Annotated in this window: 12 protein-coding genes, 1 tRNA gene and 1 pseudogene; 8 read left to right on the top strand and 6 right to left on the bottom strand. The window is 67.4% G+C overall.

Annotated features, from left to right (window positions below; all coding sequences use genetic code 11):
* The first annotated feature begins 26 nt into the window (after positions 1 to 26).
* The 7 genes and pseudogenes from K3G64_RS17850 (at position 27) to K3G64_RS17820 (ending at position 8,081) form a co-directional block, all read left to right on the top strand.
* On the top strand, positions 27 to 1,295 hold the full coding sequence (locus tag K3G64_RS17850) for a PP2C family protein-serine/threonine phosphatase (protein WP_238886203.1): 1,269 nt from the start codon (positions 27 to 29) through the stop codon (positions 1,293 to 1,295).
* A gap of 38 nt (positions 1,296 to 1,333) precedes the next feature.
* Positions 1,334 to 2,308 (top strand): cobalamin B12-binding domain-containing protein, encoded by a 975-nt coding sequence (locus K3G64_RS17845; RefSeq protein ID WP_238886202.1) that lies wholly within the window; start codon positions 1,334 to 1,336, stop codon positions 2,306 to 2,308.
* Between the two features lie 129 nt (positions 2,309 to 2,437).
* Positions 2,438 to 2,740 carry a DUF732 domain-containing protein gene (locus tag K3G64_RS17840; RefSeq protein ID WP_238950777.1) on the top strand — a complete coding sequence of 101 codons (303 nt, stop codon included), beginning with the start codon at positions 2,438 to 2,440 and terminating at the stop codon, positions 2,738 to 2,740.
* Between the two features lie 130 nt (positions 2,741 to 2,870).
* Positions 2,871 to 3,707, top strand: a complete 837-nt coding sequence (locus tag K3G64_RS17835) for a hypothetical protein (RefSeq protein ID WP_238886201.1) — start codon at positions 2,871 to 2,873, stop codon at positions 3,705 to 3,707.
* A 151-nt stretch (positions 3,708 to 3,858) separates the two neighbouring features.
* On the top strand, positions 3,859 to 5,445 hold the full coding sequence (locus K3G64_RS17830; protein WP_238886200.1) for an RNA polymerase sigma factor: 1,587 nt from the start codon (positions 3,859 to 3,861) through the stop codon (positions 5,443 to 5,445).
* Between the two features lie 457 nt (positions 5,446 to 5,902).
* Positions 5,903 to 7,188 (top strand): annotated as a pseudogene (locus tag K3G64_RS17825) (HNH endonuclease signature motif containing protein).
* Positions 7,189 to 7,682: 494 nt separating this feature from the next.
* The gene (locus K3G64_RS17820; RefSeq protein WP_238886198.1) at positions 7,683 to 8,081 is read left to right on the top strand and encodes a VOC family protein; all 399 of its coding nucleotides are present in this window, start codon (positions 7,683 to 7,685) and stop codon (positions 8,079 to 8,081) included.
* A 165-nt stretch (positions 8,082 to 8,246) separates the two neighbouring features.
* Here the strand turns inward: K3G64_RS17820 and K3G64_RS17815 are convergent.
* From K3G64_RS17815 to K3G64_RS17805, 3 genes are all read right to left on the bottom strand, one after another.
* Positions 8,247 to 8,320: transfer RNA gene (locus tag K3G64_RS17815), tRNA-Ile, on the bottom strand.
* A 116-nt stretch (positions 8,321 to 8,436) separates the two neighbouring features.
* Positions 8,437 to 8,991, bottom strand: coding sequence for a DUF4334 domain-containing protein (locus K3G64_RS17810; protein WP_238886196.1), 555 nt, complete (start codon positions 8,989 to 8,991; stop codon positions 8,437 to 8,439).
* A gap of 65 nt (positions 8,992 to 9,056) precedes the next feature.
* Entirely contained in the window at positions 9,057 to 9,764 is a 708-nt protein-coding gene (locus K3G64_RS17805) for a hypothetical protein (RefSeq protein ID WP_238886194.1), read from the bottom strand.
* Between the two features lie 205 nt (positions 9,765 to 9,969).
* On the opposite strand from K3G64_RS17805, the gene K3G64_RS17800 reads away from it, so the two are divergent.
* Positions 9,970 to 11,337, top strand: coding sequence for an FAD-binding oxidoreductase (locus tag K3G64_RS17800; RefSeq protein WP_238886193.1), 1,368 nt, complete (start codon positions 9,970 to 9,972; stop codon positions 11,335 to 11,337).
* Between the two features lie 51 nt (positions 11,338 to 11,388).
* Here the strand turns inward: K3G64_RS17800 and K3G64_RS17795 are convergent, their stop codons facing one another.
* Genes K3G64_RS17795 through K3G64_RS17785 form a run of 3 tightly spaced genes read right to left on the bottom strand, consistent with a single transcriptional unit; the run spans position 11,389 to position 15,142 of the window.
* Positions 11,389 to 12,240, bottom strand: coding sequence for a carboxymuconolactone decarboxylase family protein (locus K3G64_RS17795; RefSeq protein WP_238886192.1), 852 nt, complete (start codon positions 12,238 to 12,240; stop codon positions 11,389 to 11,391).
* 7 nt (positions 12,241 to 12,247) lie between these two features.
* Positions 12,248 to 13,621, bottom strand: coding sequence for a TldD/PmbA family protein (locus K3G64_RS17790; protein ID WP_238886191.1), 1,374 nt, complete (start codon positions 13,619 to 13,621; stop codon positions 12,248 to 12,250).
* A 3-nt stretch (positions 13,622 to 13,624) separates the two neighbouring features.
* Positions 13,625 to 15,142, bottom strand: coding sequence for a TldD/PmbA family protein (locus K3G64_RS17785; protein WP_238886190.1), 1,518 nt, complete (start codon positions 15,140 to 15,142; stop codon positions 13,625 to 13,627).
* Positions 15,143 to 15,242: the final 100 nt, after the last annotated feature.

The following is a 15,242-nucleotide window of genomic DNA, read 5'->3' as shown; positions in this document are numbered from 1 at the left end:
TCTTCAGGGGGCGGAGAAGGACGATTGTGAACGCTCAGGGCGAGATCGATGACCGAAAGCTGCAGCGGACTCGCAGCGGACTCGCGGCGGAGGTCGCACTCGAGGTCGGTGATCCGCTGAGCATGACGCGCACCGCCCTGCGTTTGATCGACCTGATCAAGCCCCGACTGGCCGACTGGGCCGTCATCGTGATCCCCGACATCACGACCGGTGAACTGATGATGGTGGGTGACGGGGCTTCCAGCGGAGTCGTCTTCTGTCGCGCCGAGGTCGAAGGCATGCCGCTTGGGCGGATCCTGTGGAGCGGCAAGACCGAACACGTCGAAGTCACCGAAATCCGCGGGCTCGTGCCGATCGAACCCTTCCTCGGGTCTGCGAACGAGACGGAGCCTGCCGAGGCGCTCGGTGTCGGTATCACCGCGCGCGGCACCACTCTTGGTGCACTCATCATGTTGAGGCGGTCAAATGACGGCTTCTGCGCCGAAGACGTCGCTTTCGCCGAAAGTATCGCGGACAGCGCCGCTTTGGCGCTGGACTCCGCCAGGCTCCACGAGGAACGGTCCCGCATCGCGGCAGTGCTCCAGCACAGCCTGCGGCCTCCGGTGCTGCCCGAGATCCCCGGGCTACGCTTGGCCGCACGGTATCGGCCGGCCGCCGAACACCTGGACATCGGCGGCGACTTCTACGAGATCACCGGCAGCGACTGCGACTGGCTGATCGCGCTGGGAGACGTATGCGGCAAGGGCATCGAGGCAGCAGCCCTGACCGGACAGGCACGCCAGATCATGCGGACTGCCGCCTACTTCGATCACCACCCGGCCTCCGTGCTCGGCGCAATGAATGCCGTACTCGGCGAGCTGTTGTACGAGTCGCCATCGAGTCAGTTCGTGACGGTGCTGTGTGCGAGATTCCTCACTCGACGAGATGGCGCCTACGCGATCGTGGAGGTGGCTACGGCGGGGCATCACCCACCGCTGGTCCTGCGGCACGACGGGCGGGTCGAGCAGTTGGACGTGTTCGGCACCGCGGCGGGTGTTGTGACCGAGATGTATTACGGGACAACGACGTGCCGCCTCGAAGAGGGCGAAACCATGCTGATGTTCACCGACGGGATCGATGAGGCGTGGGGAGCCTCGGGCCAGTACGGCCTGGAGAGGCTGCAGGCCTTGCTCCCCGCATACGCAGGCGCCCCGGCGGAGGTGATCTGCGAGGCGGTGGAATACGACGTCATGGATCATCTTGACGGCCGCCCCCACGACGACATGGCTCTTCTGGCCGCAACATGCATGCCGTAGGAGAGCTACAGGACGCGTTGCGGCGCTATGACGACGCCATGTCGAAGGGCGACAGAGCCGCCGTCGTGGCACTGGTCGATCGCCTGGTAGCGGAGGGAACCGACCCGCTGTGCGTACTGACCGAAGTGGTCGTTCCCGCCCAACGCAGCATCGGCGACCGTTGGCAGCGCGGCGAGTGGACGGTCGCGCAGGAGCACGCGGCCACGGCGATGGCCATGGCGGCGACCGAAGTGATCTCCCGTAGGCTGGGCACTCACGAAGTGCCCCGCGGCCACGTCATCGTGACCTGCGCCGAGCGCGAATGGCATTGGCTGCCCGCGGCAATCGTCAGCTGCGCGCTGCGGGCCGGAGGCTGGCAGACCACCTTGTTGGTGCCCGCGATCTCGCCACTTCGCATCAGCCGCTACATCCAGGACATCGGCCCGCAGGCCGTCGCCGTCAGTTGCTCGGTGCTCGGCGCATTGCCGACCACGCGGCGTTTCATCGAGGCCTGTACCTCCGCCGGAGTCCCGGTGGTCGTCGGGGGCGCCGCCTTCGGTCCCGACGCCATGCGCGCAGAGGCGCTCGGCGCGACGGCCTGGGCCGGTGACGCACTGTCGGCCGTCGACGCCGTCGCCGGTTTGCCGGTCGTCGTCTCCCCGGCGGAACCGTTGCCTGAGGCGCCGGCCAACGAACAGGCTGCCCTGCAGATGGACCAGCAGCGCATCGTCGATCGGCTGCGGCGGGAGTGGTCGGTCACGGCGAACCTGGAAACCGGCCCCACAAGCTCGGCGTTGCGGGCTCTTGCCCGCGACACGCTGCCGCAGACGCTGCACGCCATATCGGCAGCATTGCTCACCGGTGATTCACGGCCGCTGTCGGAGACCGCCGAGTGGTTGGCCCGCCTGCTCGACCATCGCGGGGTCGAGTCGCGATCCGCGATAGAGGAGCTCGCTGTGCTGATGAGAGCAGCAGTATTCGACTACCCGCTGAGCGCGGACCTCGTCCGCAGCCATTTCCGTTTGGCGTCTTGATTCGACTGATTGCCGGGGCCGCCACATCGCCGACGTGGCCCGCCTCGGTAACGCTCGCGTCTCGATCCGCGTAGCGTGCAGCGTGCCGCGACCGCGCAGCGGGTAGTTGAGCGCTAGGAAGGACGCGTGATGACCCACCTCTTGAGACTCATCGGGCTCATCGCGGCATTGGTTCTTTCTGTCGCCGGTGCGCCGGACGCCGCCGCCGCACCGGAGGACGACTTCTGCCGCAGCATGGCATCCGCCGGCGTGACCGACGACTGTCCTGAGCTCGCCATCCTCGCTCGCGACGCGTGCGCTCAACTCGAACGTGGTGTCGATGTGACAGAGGTGGCCGAATCCATGGATCGCACCACCAACGACGAGATGCTGTCGAACTTCATCGTGGCAGGCGCCCGGCTGTACTTCTGCCCGGAGCCGCAGCAGGCCTGACCCGCCCGCAGGCGCTGGGTCGAAAAACTTTCAAAAAAACTTCCGGAAAAGTGTGCGACTTCGGTCGGGTGGTGGCCCCAACCCATAGAGCAGCCCACAACGGGCGGCGACCACACCCAAGGAGCACGCCATGACCACCACCTACACCCCCGAGTCCGCCACCTACGCATGGTCGGAAGCAGACCGTCAGTACGGACGGCCTTACGCTCAGCCGGCCCCCCGGCCGAACTGGTACGACGCCCCGGCACCCGCCGCTGCGCAGACCAATTCCGGTTCCATGCACAAAGGCGCGATGGTCGCCGGCCTGCTGGCCGCGGTCGTCGGCGGAGCCCTGCTCGGGACGTTCGTCCTGAGCAACTCGACGTCCCAGCCGAGCCCGTCGGTGTACATGGTTCCCGAGACCAGCACACCGGCCGCGGCTCCGGCACCGGCCGCCGCTTCGCCCGCGGTGAGCGCCCCGGCAACGGTTGTCGTGCCGGGCCGCGCGCCGTCGCAGACGGTGATCGTGCCGCCGGCCAATCGGAACCCGGTCCCGGTGGCGGTGCCGGCTCCTCGTCCCGCGGCGCAGCCGGCACCCGTGCCTGCGCCCCCGGCACCCGCTCCGGCTCCCGCGCCCGCACCGCAGATCCGGATCGAGGGCATTCCGATTCCGATTCCCGTGCCGGACCAGCCGCCCGCCGGCCCGGATGAGGACAAGAAGACCGAGCCCAGCGGAGGCACCCCCGGCGGCGGGACGCCTCCAACGGACCCCAGCACGCCCGGTGGCGGGACGCCTCCAGCGGACCCCAGCACGCCCGGCGGCGGGACGCCTCCAGCGGACCCCAGCACGCCCGGCGGCGGTGCAGGCGGCTCGCAGCCTGATCTCAGTGACTTCGGCACATCGAAGCAGGACGCCGGATCCTCGACCCTTCAACTGCCGAGCTCGCTGAATCCGTGCGTCGATCCCCAGTCGCTGCAGAACTGCTAGTGCGGGTTGCGACCCAGGGCACAGGACGACCTGTGCCCTGGGTTCGTCGAATCTTCAGCGACATCCTCTCGAAACGATTCATTGCCGCCACGGACGCAGGCTCGCAGGTCTACCGTGATGGAATACCGGTCCGACATCGGGGTGATGTGTCATGACCGCAGCAGTACCGAAATGGAACATCGTCGGCCACCGCAGCACCGACGCCGACCTCGTGCGCGCCGCAGTCGCCGGTGACCGGCAAGCTTTCGCCGTCATGTACGACCGCTACGCCAACCGGCTGCACGACTTCTGCGCCGGAATGCTGGCCGATCGAGACGCCGCCGCCGACTGTGTGCAGGACGCTTTTTGCACCGCCGCCACGTGTCTCGGTGATCTTCGCGAACCCGACCGATTGCGCGCGTGGCTCTACGGGATCGCGCGTCATCAGGCGCTGCGACGGATCCGCGACCGGCGCAGAGAACAGCTGTCGGATGAACTGCCGGACATCGCGTCCGGCGACGCCGGGCCCGACACGATGGCCGGGCGCACCGAACTGGCCAACCTGATCTCCGAGGCCGCCGGCGGATTATCCGACCGCGATCGCGCGGTGCTCGAACTGGCGTATCGGCACGGCCTGGACGGCACCGAGCTGGCCGACGCGCTCGGGGTCACCCAAACCAACGCCAACACGATGGTTTACCGGCTACGCGAGACGATCGAAAAGTGCCTCGGCGCACTGCTTGTCGCTCGGCGCACCCAGTCGGCGCCCGAACCCTGCCCGGAGTTGGCGGCCATCCTGAAGGGCTGGGACGGGCAGTTCACCATGCTGATGCGCAAACGCATCGCGCGTCATCTCGAAGGGTGCCCGTCCTGCGATTCTGAACGTCGGCGGATGGTCAACCCCGTCGCGCTGCTCGGTGCCGCGCCGATCTTCATCCCGGCCCCCGCGTGGCTGCGCGATCGCACGCTCCGCGAGGTACAGCTGACGTGCGCGGGCACCGGAATGATGAACGCTGTGGCGCCCACTCAACCGGTACGTCCCCAGATCCACTGGCGCAGAGACGACGCGCCGGTCGGCCCGCCGGTTGCCGACGGACATCAGGCCACTACGGACGCGGACGAGAAGCGCGCCAGGAAAAGATTCGTACTGCTGATAGGCCTATTTGCCGGCGTCCCGCTAGCTGTTCTGGCACTGACGATTTCGTGGACGTACCTGCCGACAGTCGCGGTCGACCCGAGCAGCGGAACCCAACCGGTTGCTCCACAGAGCGTGCCCGCGCCGGTTGGACCTCCCCCGGCAGTGGCTCCACCGGGGATGGCTCCGCCGGACGCACCGGCGTCGCGAGCACCCGCGCCGGCGCGCTCCCCCGCTATTGCGCCGCCACCGTCTGCCGCACAGCGCGTTCCGAGCGCAGGCACTCCCCCGCAACCGATTCCGGCACAGCAGCCCAATGCCATCGCTCCTCAGCCCGCCACCGCGGCGCCAGGGCCACCGCTGCCGAACATCGTCATCCCGCAGTTGCCACTATCGCCGCAGGCACCTCTGCCCGCACCGGCACCCCTGCCCGGCCAGTACCGGCTGCCCCCACCGGCCGTCCCCGACGATTCGTCGGCGCCGGCACCGCAGCTCACCGCCGCCCCGAGGGCGCCGGCCCCCAGCGCGCCGCCGCCCCAGCCGGGGCTCGGCGACTCCGGCCTGATTCCGACGGAGACCGTTGCACCGAATCCGGATCCGGCATTGATACCACCACCGAGGTGACGAAAGCCCGTCAGTGAACGCCGCTCAACTGGAGCGGCGAACACGATGGGCGAACATCTTGTCCGTCAATGTCATTCAGCTCGCACCCGCGGTGCGCCGCGTCGGCCTAGTGGTCGCGATGACTGCCGGCGCGGCACTGGCGGGCTTGGGCGCCGCCGTCATGTTTTAATCCGCAGCCCCTGTCGCCGGGGCCGGATCGTGGGGTGCGAATCGGCCCAGTCCCCAGCCGTTGCCGCCCGGGCCGGATCGTTGGCGCGTGCCGCTGATAATGCGCGGCTTCTGATCGCAAACCGCTGCAGGCCTTCGGGCACAGTCACAGACTGGTTCGGAAGGCGTCCTCGCGACCGGCTACTGGTGTTCTCGCTGTTGCCAAACTGTCTGCAGGCGCGTCCATCTTGGAGTGGCTGCGGATCCGCGCCCACAGTGAAATGTCGTACCCGGCTGCGATGATGGGGTTATGTCCTCGACCGTCGCCTCCGATACTTCCGATGCTGCTTCGGTGTTGCCGAAGGAGCGGTTGGCGGTGTTGTTCGAGGAGGTGGCCGAGTTGTGTGGGCAGCGCAACGCCATCGATGGGCGCCTGGTGCAGATCGTGGCCGAGATCGACCGCGACGGGTTGTGGGGTATGACCGGGGTGCGCTCGTTGGCGGGGTTGGTGGCCTGGAAGACCGGCTGCACCGAGGCCAACGCCAAGACCATGGCCGCGATCGCGGCCCGCTGTGAGGAGTTCCCCCGCTGCACCCAAGCCCTTGCCGAGGGCCGGTTGTCACTGGATCAGGTCGGGGTCATCGCCCAGAAAGCCGGTGCGGGCTCTGATGCCCACTACGTCGAGTTGGCCGGCGTGGCCACCGTCAGCCAGCTGCGCAAAGCCATCAGCCTCGAACCGCGCCCCGAGCCTGAACCCGCACCGCGGCGCGGACCCGAACGCTCCATCACCAAAACCTCCGATGCCCACGGGGCGTGTTACCGGATCCGGTTGTCGCACCCGGATGCGGCCACGTTCGACGCCGCCCTGCAATCGCACCACGAGGCGCTCATCGGTGAGTGGAAACGCGACCACAACGACGACAAGCACAGTGCTGGCGAGCACAGTGCTGGCGGCGGTCAGGTGCCGCCGTTTCCCACCGTCGGGGACGGGTTCATGCGGCTGGTGGAGGCCGGCTGGGACGCCGAAGCCGCCCGACGCCCCCACCACGCGCACACCACGGTGATCGTGCACCTCGATGTCGACAAACGCGCCGCGGCGCTGCACCTGGGTCCGCTGCTCACCGACGCCGAACGCCGATACCTGACCTGTGATGCCACCTACCAAACCTGGTTCCAAAAAGACGGGCACACCCTGGGCTGTGGGCGCACCACCCGCCAGATCAGCCGCCGGCTGCGCCGCGCACTGGAGTTCCGCCATCGCACCTGCGCGGTGCCCGGCTGCGGAGCCACCCGCGGACTGCACGCCCACCACATCAAACACTGGGAAGACGGCGGAGCGACCGAACTCGACAACCTGGTGCTGGTCTGTCCCTACCACCACCGCATGCACCACCGCGGCCTGATCACCATCCTCGGACCCGCACCAGCGATCACCGTGTTCGACGACGACGGCGAGCCCCTGCACCCCGGATCCCTGGCACGCCCACCCACACAACCCCCACCGATGGTGCCCCATACCCCGGACCCCTAGGCGAACGCGCCCAATGGTGGTGGTACGACCCCTACCAACCCCCGCCACCGTCGAGCAACAACTGACGCGCGCAGGGCTCCTCTGATAGGGAGCCAATCCCGCTGAGGCCTCTCTTGCGATACCGGCAGAGCGGGACATCATCCACTCCCCTGGGCAGCTTGCTTCATCAGTTTCCGGAAGAGGCTGCCCGCGCGCCGAACCAGGTCGCGGACAGCCATGAAACACCCCTTCGATAGACGAAAACGATTGGGACGGGCGATGATCGAACCCGGGCCGACAGACTGTCAGTTCGGATTCGGCATGGTTGTGACCACCACACACACGCGTGCTGTCGACCGGGTATCACGTTGCGACAATGTATTCGCGCGTTGACACATCGCTGCGCACGCCACGATCTGGAACCCCCGAGCGCCCGCGCCGGTCGTGAGCAGCCGAGTACCGGTCACCGCCGCGCTGCAGAACACGGTGTTGGCCGGCCGGTCCAGCGGCAAAGGATTCCCTCCCGAACCACTGCGATGCGCGTAACGTCGCTCGCAAGAGAGAACGAAGGGAAGCGCCCATGAGCGCAGTGCCGACACTCAACCACGTTGCACTCACCGTCCGCGATATCGAAACGAGCGGCCCTTGGTACGAGGCGCTTTTTCAACGCGAACCAGTTCTCGACGAGCACACTGACGCTGGATTTCGGCACCTGGTATGGCTACTCGACGGTGGCACGCTGTTCGGCATTCATCAGCATGACCAGCGGGCCGACGCAGAACAGTTCAGCGAGTTCCGTGTAGGACTGGACCATGTCAGCTTCGGCTGTGTGAATCGCGCGGAGCTCGAGAGGTGGGTCACCCGTCTCGAAGAGTTGGGAATTGCACACGGCGGGATCCGTGACGCGCACTACGGCTCGGGTCTGAGCTTCCGCGATCCCGACGGCCTCCCGCTGGAGTTCTTTGCACCGCCCTCGTGAGAAGCGGCGTGGTGCGACGAGCCAGCATTCTGATTCGTCCCGGCGCCCGCTGCTCGGCCACGCTCAACTCCCTCATCCGGGAGTGTCAAGAATCAGCCGAAACACTGTCAGGCATCAACCGAAACAGAAATGGCAGGCATCAGCCGACCTAATACACCTTCGATGTGGGGCGGGCGGGACTTGAACCCGCGACCTACGGATTATGAGTCCGCGGCTCTAACCAACTGAGCTACCGCCCCCGGGCGCGTCTGCGCGGCAACAATGGTCCCATACGCGATTCGCGGCACGGACGGCGCTCGAGTGCATTCTTGAGGAACTCACCGCCGACCGCGAGCAGCGCGACGATCGGCGAGTGTTATGCCAGCGGCAGCGAGTCGTCGCGTCGCAGCACGAAGAAGTACGGCTGCCGAACACCCCGCAAGTCCATCGCCCCGATCACCGCCTCGTCGGACAACCGACGGAACACATCCATGATCGGGACCTGGTCGTAGATCATCGTGGCGCTGTCCACGCCCCGGAACCGAGTGGTGCGCAGTCGCGCCTTGGCCGAACGGGCCTGCAACACCGGCCGAAGCGCTGCGATCGGCTCGACGAATGACCGGTTCTTCAGCAGGGGCACCTTGGTTGCGAGTCCGAGCCCGCCGAACGCGAGCACCGGGTTGAGCGCCCACAGCGACGCCCCGTCGCGGGCGGGGAACAACAGCGGGTGGACGGTCTCGGCGTCGACGAATTGCTTTCCCCACCAACCGCTGGCCTGCAGTAGTCCATCCATCGGGTGGCTCGTCGGGAGGTCGGCGCCGTGCCAGGTGCCGATCATGAAGTCCGGGTCGACGGCGTCGGAGGCGTCGAAGAGTTCCAGCGCGTCCTCGGCCGACTTCGGTACCTCAGGCAACAGCTCCTGCAACAGCATGAACCCGACAATACTTGACAGGCGTCAAGCCAATCAGCAGCTCGTTGCGCCGAGCCGCCGATTCACTATTCCGTCGCTAGGCCGAAGCCGCCACGCAAGTCCTTGTGGGCAGCTTTCAATACCCGGTTGCACAGATCCACCAGCGCGTCGACGTCGAGGTCCGACTCATCGCCGAGCCTTCTGAGCCACTGGTTTTCTTCCTGCTTCAGGGCACACCACTTCTCCTCACCGCTGAGGATTGCCAGATCGTCTGGCGGGGCGTCGGAGGCAGTCTTGACCAGTTGCCTCTTGCAGGCGTCGAGCTGACTCAACGAGTAACCGTGCTCGCGGAATTGGTGGTCCCAGTGGTCGAGCACCAATTCGGTGAGCTCGCGAACCGGCCCTGACGCGTAGATCATCAGCTCGGCGATTCCGTCGTCGAGTCCAAGCCGTCCGCGGAATTCGTACAACTCGCTCAGCGCATCGATACGCCGCTGGCTGATGGTCTCCACCGTGACCTCAGTCCCCGCGCGCGGTTCCGCTCCCCGCTTGAGATGAAGGGTCGCCGAAATGAGGTTCTTCAACGCGGCCTTCTTGTCGTCGCCCGCCCGCTTCTCGTAGTCGAGGGTCAGTGCGTGCATTCTTTCTTCCCGCTTGGACTTGTTGTCCAGGCGCTTGGTCCAGATGGCTACAGTCGCCGTTGACACCACTGATGCGAACGGCACAAGAGTGGTACTCAGCACGGTCGCGAAGCTCATGGCGATGCTGCGATTCTTCGCGGTGCGTTCGTCCATGCTCCTGTTGTGGTGATCAGCTTGACAAGGTCGGTCGTCATCCAGTCAGTCTGCCTGACCTCGTCTTACCCCACGACGGTTTCGACCGCCCCGTCAATGCGGTGACGCCGTAAGAGCTGCTGGTCCGCGCGGCGAAACGAGGACGTCCCCGACAGGCTCGCTGCTAGCCTGCCTGATGGAACTCAGCCGGCGTGACGTCCCGACAATGACGAGTCCGGCGGGCCTGACCGGCCGCGTCGTGTGTCCCGGCGATGCGGACTACCGGGCAGCGAGCACCGGCTGGGACGAACTCTTCACTCACCATCCGCTCGCGATCGTCTATGCACGAGAGACGCAGGACGTGATCAACGCACTGACGTGGGCACGGCGAAACGACGTCGCGCTTCGCGTCCGCAGCGGCCGTCACTGCCTCGAAGGCTGGTCGAATGTGGACAACGGCATCGTGATCGACGTCAGTGGGCTGAAGGCGGCCCGGGTCGATGCCGCGGCCTGCACCGCAACCGTCGGCGCCGGACTCACCCAGATGGAAGCGGTGACCACGCTGGGGAAGGAGGGGCTCGCGGCGCCGACCGGCACCGAGGGCACCGTCGGACTGGTCGGCGCCACCCTCGGCGGTGGACTGGGCCTGCTCACCCGCAGCATCGGGATGGCTTGCGACAACTTGATGGCGGCCGAGGTCGTCGTGGCGGCGGGCGCCGACGGGGCGCAGGTGATCACGGCCGACGAAACGAACAACGCGGATCTGCTGTGGGCGCTGCGCGGGGCCGGCAACGGCAACTTCGGGATAGTCACGTCACTGACCTACAAGGTTCATCCACTGACGCGGGTCTCTTACGTGACCGCGACGTGGCCGGACCTCGACGACCTGGGATCGGTGTTCGACGCGTGGCAGCACTCGGCGCCGAACACCGACAACCGCCTCACCAGCCAGCTCGAGATCCACCCTGACAGGATCCTGCTGTCCGGGGCGCTTTCGCACGGCTCGCAAGCAGAAGCCAAGGGACTGCTGGAGCCGATACTGTCGGTCGGCAAGCCCGAGATCGTGGCAACGAGCGCGCCCTGGGCCGACACGTTCGCATCATTCCAGACGCCTCCGCAGGACGAACCCGCGAACTGGAAGTTCTTCTCGCAGTTCACTACCGAGCCATTTCCGGATGAGGCGATCAGCCTGATCGGCTCCTACATGGCCAAGGCCCCCTCACGGGAGTCCAATTACTTCACGAACGCCTTCGGCGGGGCGGTCAAGGAAACCGAGCCCACCGGTGGCTCTGCCTTCGCGCACCGCGACGCGCTCTTCTACGCCGAAATCGGCGCCGGCTGGGGTAGCCGGGGTGGGGTCGCCGCACCCGTCGATCCGATGACCGCCGGGGCCCTGGCTTGGACTGCCGAGTTCAGCCGGGCGATGCGGCCCTATGTGAACGGCGCCTACGTCAACGTGCCGAACGCCGGCACGGACGACTGGGCCAGCACCTATTGGGGAGCCAACGTCGACCGACTGCGCTCCATCAAGAGAAAGTACGACCCCGCCAACGTATTTCGATTCGAGCAGAGCATCCCGCCGGCGTCGACCTGACCGCTGAGCAGCCCCCGAGCCAGCCGCCACCGTCGGCGGCACGCGAGCGCCCTACGCCGTGTCCGCGTAAACCGTCTGCCCGTCAGCGTCGATCAAATACCGTTCGGTGCCGTCGGCGACCCGGGGCGCATCCGCGCCCAGCGACACCGCGATCTTGTTGCACGCGTTACGCATCACGTCGAGCGTCAACTCCCAAGCCTGCTTCTCGGTGAAGTTCTTCCGCACGCCCGCAGCGACGTCCGAGCCGATGCGTGACGGCGTCCATATCAACGCGTCGACGTACCGCAGCGCCGCCTTGTGCGCCACACCCAGACCATCAGCCGACTCATAGCGCTCGATCTGCGAGTACAAGTCCTCGGACCCGCCGGCATCGAGCGCGTTCCCCTCGCGCAGCGACTTGCACAGCCGGCAGTTGTGCTGTGTGGCACCGCGCAGCCGCACGATCTCCGTCGTCACCGGATCGAGCTCACGCAGTCGCGCCACCGCTGGCACGAAACCGTTGAGCAGGGCGTCGACCGGATCACTGTCGTGGTCCCACGAGGCGACAGCGCCGTTGCTTCGCCTTCGCAGTCCCAGCGCTTCACAGCCCGCCCACACCCGCGGGACGAAGTCGGCGACGAAGATCGCCGCTGCGGTCCGAAACGCGCTGTCGCCCAATGACTTGAGGAACCGAGACCGCTGGTTGGCCTTGATGCCCGTCACATCGACGGCGAATTGCTCCGTGAACGCCGCCACCACCATCTCGGTCTCCGACGACCCGTCGATCAGGTCGACCTCCACCGGCAGGGCCGGCAGCGACAGCGCCCTGCCGCACGTCAGCCGGATGACCGTGTCGAGGCGCGCATCGCCCGAAGACATCGATACCAGGGCCGCGATCCGATCGACAAGTCCGTCATCGCCCATCCATGGATTATTGCGCCTGACTGACCGAAGACATATGGAAGTCGGGAATCCGCAGCGTCGGCATCACGGCCCGCGTCGCCCAGTCACCCCACTCGCGGGGCAACGTCCGCTCGCTGACCCCCACTTCGGTCGCCCGGCGCAGCAGGTCCAGCGGGCTCTCGTTGAAACGGAAGTTGTTGACGGCAGCGGTGACCTCGCCGTCTTCGACCAGGTAGACCCCGTCGCGGGTCAGCCCCGTCAGCAGCAGCACCGCGGGGTCGACCGTGCGGATGTACCACAGCGTGCTCAACAGCAGGCCGCGCTCGGTGCGGGCGATCATCTCCGCAAGGCCGGCCGACCCGCCGGTCATCAACAGGTTGTCGGCAGGCACCGCGGCCGGCTCACCGAACTCGGCGGCCGCCGCCCTGGGGTACGCCAGCGCGTTGATCGTGCCGTCGCGTATCCAGTCCATCCGCTCGATGTCCATGCCATTGTCGAACATCGACACCCGCTCCGACGACGTCGAGGTCGCCACGAACGGCGTGCAGGCCAGCCCGTCGGCGAACGGATCGGAATACAGCGTCAGCGGCAACTCGGTGAGCTTCTCTCCCACCCGCGTGCCGCCACCCGGCGCCGACAGCGCCGTTCTCCCCTCCTGCGCACCGCGGCCGGCCATCGACCACGTCAGGTAGATCAGGAGGTCCGCCACGGTGGACGGCGGCAGCAGCGTCTCATACCGTCCAGCAGGCAACTCGACGGAGCGCTTCGCCCACCCCAGCCGCGTCGACAACTGCTCGAGCATGGAATCGGTTGGCACATCGGCGAAGTCGGCGGTGCTGAACCCGGCCCACGCGCTGGCGCCGTCACGCTTGGCGTTGATCTCCACCGAGCCCGTCGGCTGGGTGAAGCGCCGCCGCAACCCGTCCGAGGTGGCCACGAACGTCGTCTCCAGGATGTGGCGGGCATACCCGTACAACTGGTCACCACCGCGGAACCGGCGGGCCAGAGCGTCGGCGACCGGCCTGAACACCTGCACGCCGGTGCCGGGCGGCGGCGCATCCCAGTCCGCGGACGGGTCACCGGCCGCAATGAGCGGGGCACTGTCCCGCGCCTCGGGCGCCGAGCGCGCCGCCTCCTGCGACGACGAGACCAGACCCGCGATCGTCGTCGGGTCGACCTCGCTGGACCGCACCGAACCGACGTATGCTTCGTCGCCGTTGCGGATGATCGAGATCACCGTGGTCTGCCGACTCGACGACTCGCCGTTGGTGGTCATCGAGTTGCCCGCCCACCGCAGCGCGGCGTCGGACCGGTCCGTCACCAGGACGATCGTCTCGTCGGCCCGGCCCAGCCTGACGGCCTCGGCCAGCGCGATGTCGACGACCTGCTGGGCACCGATCACGGCCTACCGTCCACCCTCGGCCCGAGTGTTGAGCACGTTCACCCCGCGGAACAACGCCGACGGGCATCCGTGGCTGACCGGTGCGACTTGACCCGGTTGCGCCTTGCCGCAGTTGAACGCCCCGCCAAGGCGCCAGGTGGACGGCCCGCCGACCGCGTCCAGCGACCCCCAGAAGTCCGTCGTCGTCGCCTGATACGCCACGTCGCGCACCTGACCGTCGAGGCGGCCGTCCCGGATCCGGAAGAACCTTTGGCCAGTGAACTGGAAGTTGTAGCGCTGCATGTCAATCGACCAGCTCTTGTCCCCGACGATGTAGATGCCGTCGGCCACGCGGCCGACGAGGTCCTCGGTGCTGATGTCCTCAGCGGCGGGTTCCAGCGACACGTTGGGCATCCGCTGGATCGGCACATGGTGCGGCGAGTCGGCGTAGGCGCAGCCGTTGGACCGGCTCACACCGAGCCGCGGCGCGAACACCCGATCCAACTGGTAGCCCACGAAGATGCCGTCGCGCACCAGATCCCACTGCTGCGCCCGCACCCCCTCGTCGTCGAAGCCGACGGTGGCCAGACCGTAGTCGACCGTGCGGTCCGCCGTCACGTTCATCACCGGCGAGCCGTAGCGCATCGAGCCCAGCTTGTCCGGCGTCGCGAACGACGTGCCCGCATAGGCCGCCTCGTAGCCGATCGCACGGTCGTATTCGGTTGCGTGGCCGACCGATTCGTGGATCGTCAGCCAGAGGTTGGACGGGTCGATCACCAGATCGGTCAGACCCGCGGCGACACTCGGCGACTTCAGTTTCTCGGCAAGCAGCGACGGCAGCGCAGCCAGCTCGCCGGTCCAGTCCCACGCCTCGTCCGAGGCGACGGCTTCCCAGCCCCTGGCGGTCGGCGGCGCCAGCGTGCGCATCGTGTCGAACGTCCCGGCGGCGGCGTCGACCGTGACCGCTTCCAGCGACGGCAGCACCCGCACCCGCTGCTGGGTGATCGACGAGCCGAACGTGTCGGCGTAGAACGTCTGCTCCTTGACGGCGTTGAGCAACGCGGAGACGTGGTCGACGCCGTCGGCAGCCAGCAACCGACCGGAGTATTCCGCCAGGACGTCCAGCTTCTCGGCGAACCCGACGGCGAACGGATCGATGCGGTAGTCCGACACCCAGCTCACGTCCGCGTACACCGGTTCGGCCGCCAACTCGATGCGCTCGGCGTTCAGCGGGGCCAGCGTCGTGGCCACCGCGACCGCGCGCCGGGCGGTGTCGGCGGCCACCTCGGGGCTCAGCTCGGCATGCGAGGCGAATCCCCACGTGCCGTCGACGATCACCCGCACCGCCATGCCGATCTCCCGGTCGAGGACCGCGCTTTCCAACTCGCCGTCGCGCAGTTGCAAAAATTCGGTCGTAATCGCGTGGATGCGGAGGTCGGCATATCCGGCGCCGGCGGCCACCGCCGCCGACAGCGCCGCGTCGGCCAAGGCGTGTCGCGGCAGCCCGAGGAAGTCGGCATCCACTCGGCGGGTTGCTGTCACGCCACCAACCTAACGGCGAGGCGCCGTGACCAGTGCCGGGGTCCCGGCGCGTCCGGGCAAGAGGAGTAGTCGACTACGCACATGCCGGGGCCGGAGCCGA

Source organism: Mycobacterium sp. IDR2000157661 (assembly GCF_022317005.1).
Lineage (GTDB): Bacteria > Actinomycetota > Actinomycetes > Mycobacteriales > Mycobacteriaceae > Mycobacterium.
The sequence above is the reverse complement of the archived record's forward strand: the minus strand, read 5'-3'. Positions and strand labels throughout refer to the sequence as shown.

Bases quoted from the DNA above. Each gene is read 5' to 3' on its own strand.
- K3G64_RS17845 (WP_238886202.1), top strand. From the start codon at position 1,334: ATGTCGAAGGGCGACAGAGCCGCCGTCGTGGCACTGGTCGATCGCCTG.
- K3G64_RS17840 (WP_238950777.1), top strand. From the start codon at position 2,438: ATGACCCACCTCTTGAGACTCATCGGGCTCATCGCGGCATTGGTTCTT.
- K3G64_RS17835 (WP_238886201.1), top strand. From the start codon at position 2,871: ATGACCACCACCTACACCCCCGAGTCCGCCACCTACGCATGGTCGGAA.
- K3G64_RS17830 (WP_238886200.1), top strand. From the start codon at position 3,859: ATGACCGCAGCAGTACCGAAATGGAACATCGTCGGCCACCGCAGCACC.
- K3G64_RS17820 (WP_238886198.1), top strand. From the start codon at position 7,683: ATGAGCGCAGTGCCGACACTCAACCACGTTGCACTCACCGTCCGCGAT.
- K3G64_RS17810 (WP_238886196.1), bottom strand. From the start codon at position 8,991: ATGCTGTTGCAGGAGCTGTTGCCTGAGGTACCGAAGTCGGCCGAGGAC.
- K3G64_RS17805 (WP_238886194.1), bottom strand. From the start codon at position 9,764: ATGGACGAACGCACCGCGAAGAATCGCAGCATCGCCATGAGCTTCGCG.
- K3G64_RS17800 (WP_238886193.1), top strand. From the start codon at position 9,970: ATGACGAGTCCGGCGGGCCTGACCGGCCGCGTCGTGTGTCCCGGCGAT.
- K3G64_RS17795 (WP_238886192.1), bottom strand. From the start codon at position 12,240: ATGGGCGATGACGGACTTGTCGATCGGATCGCGGCCCTGGTATCGATG.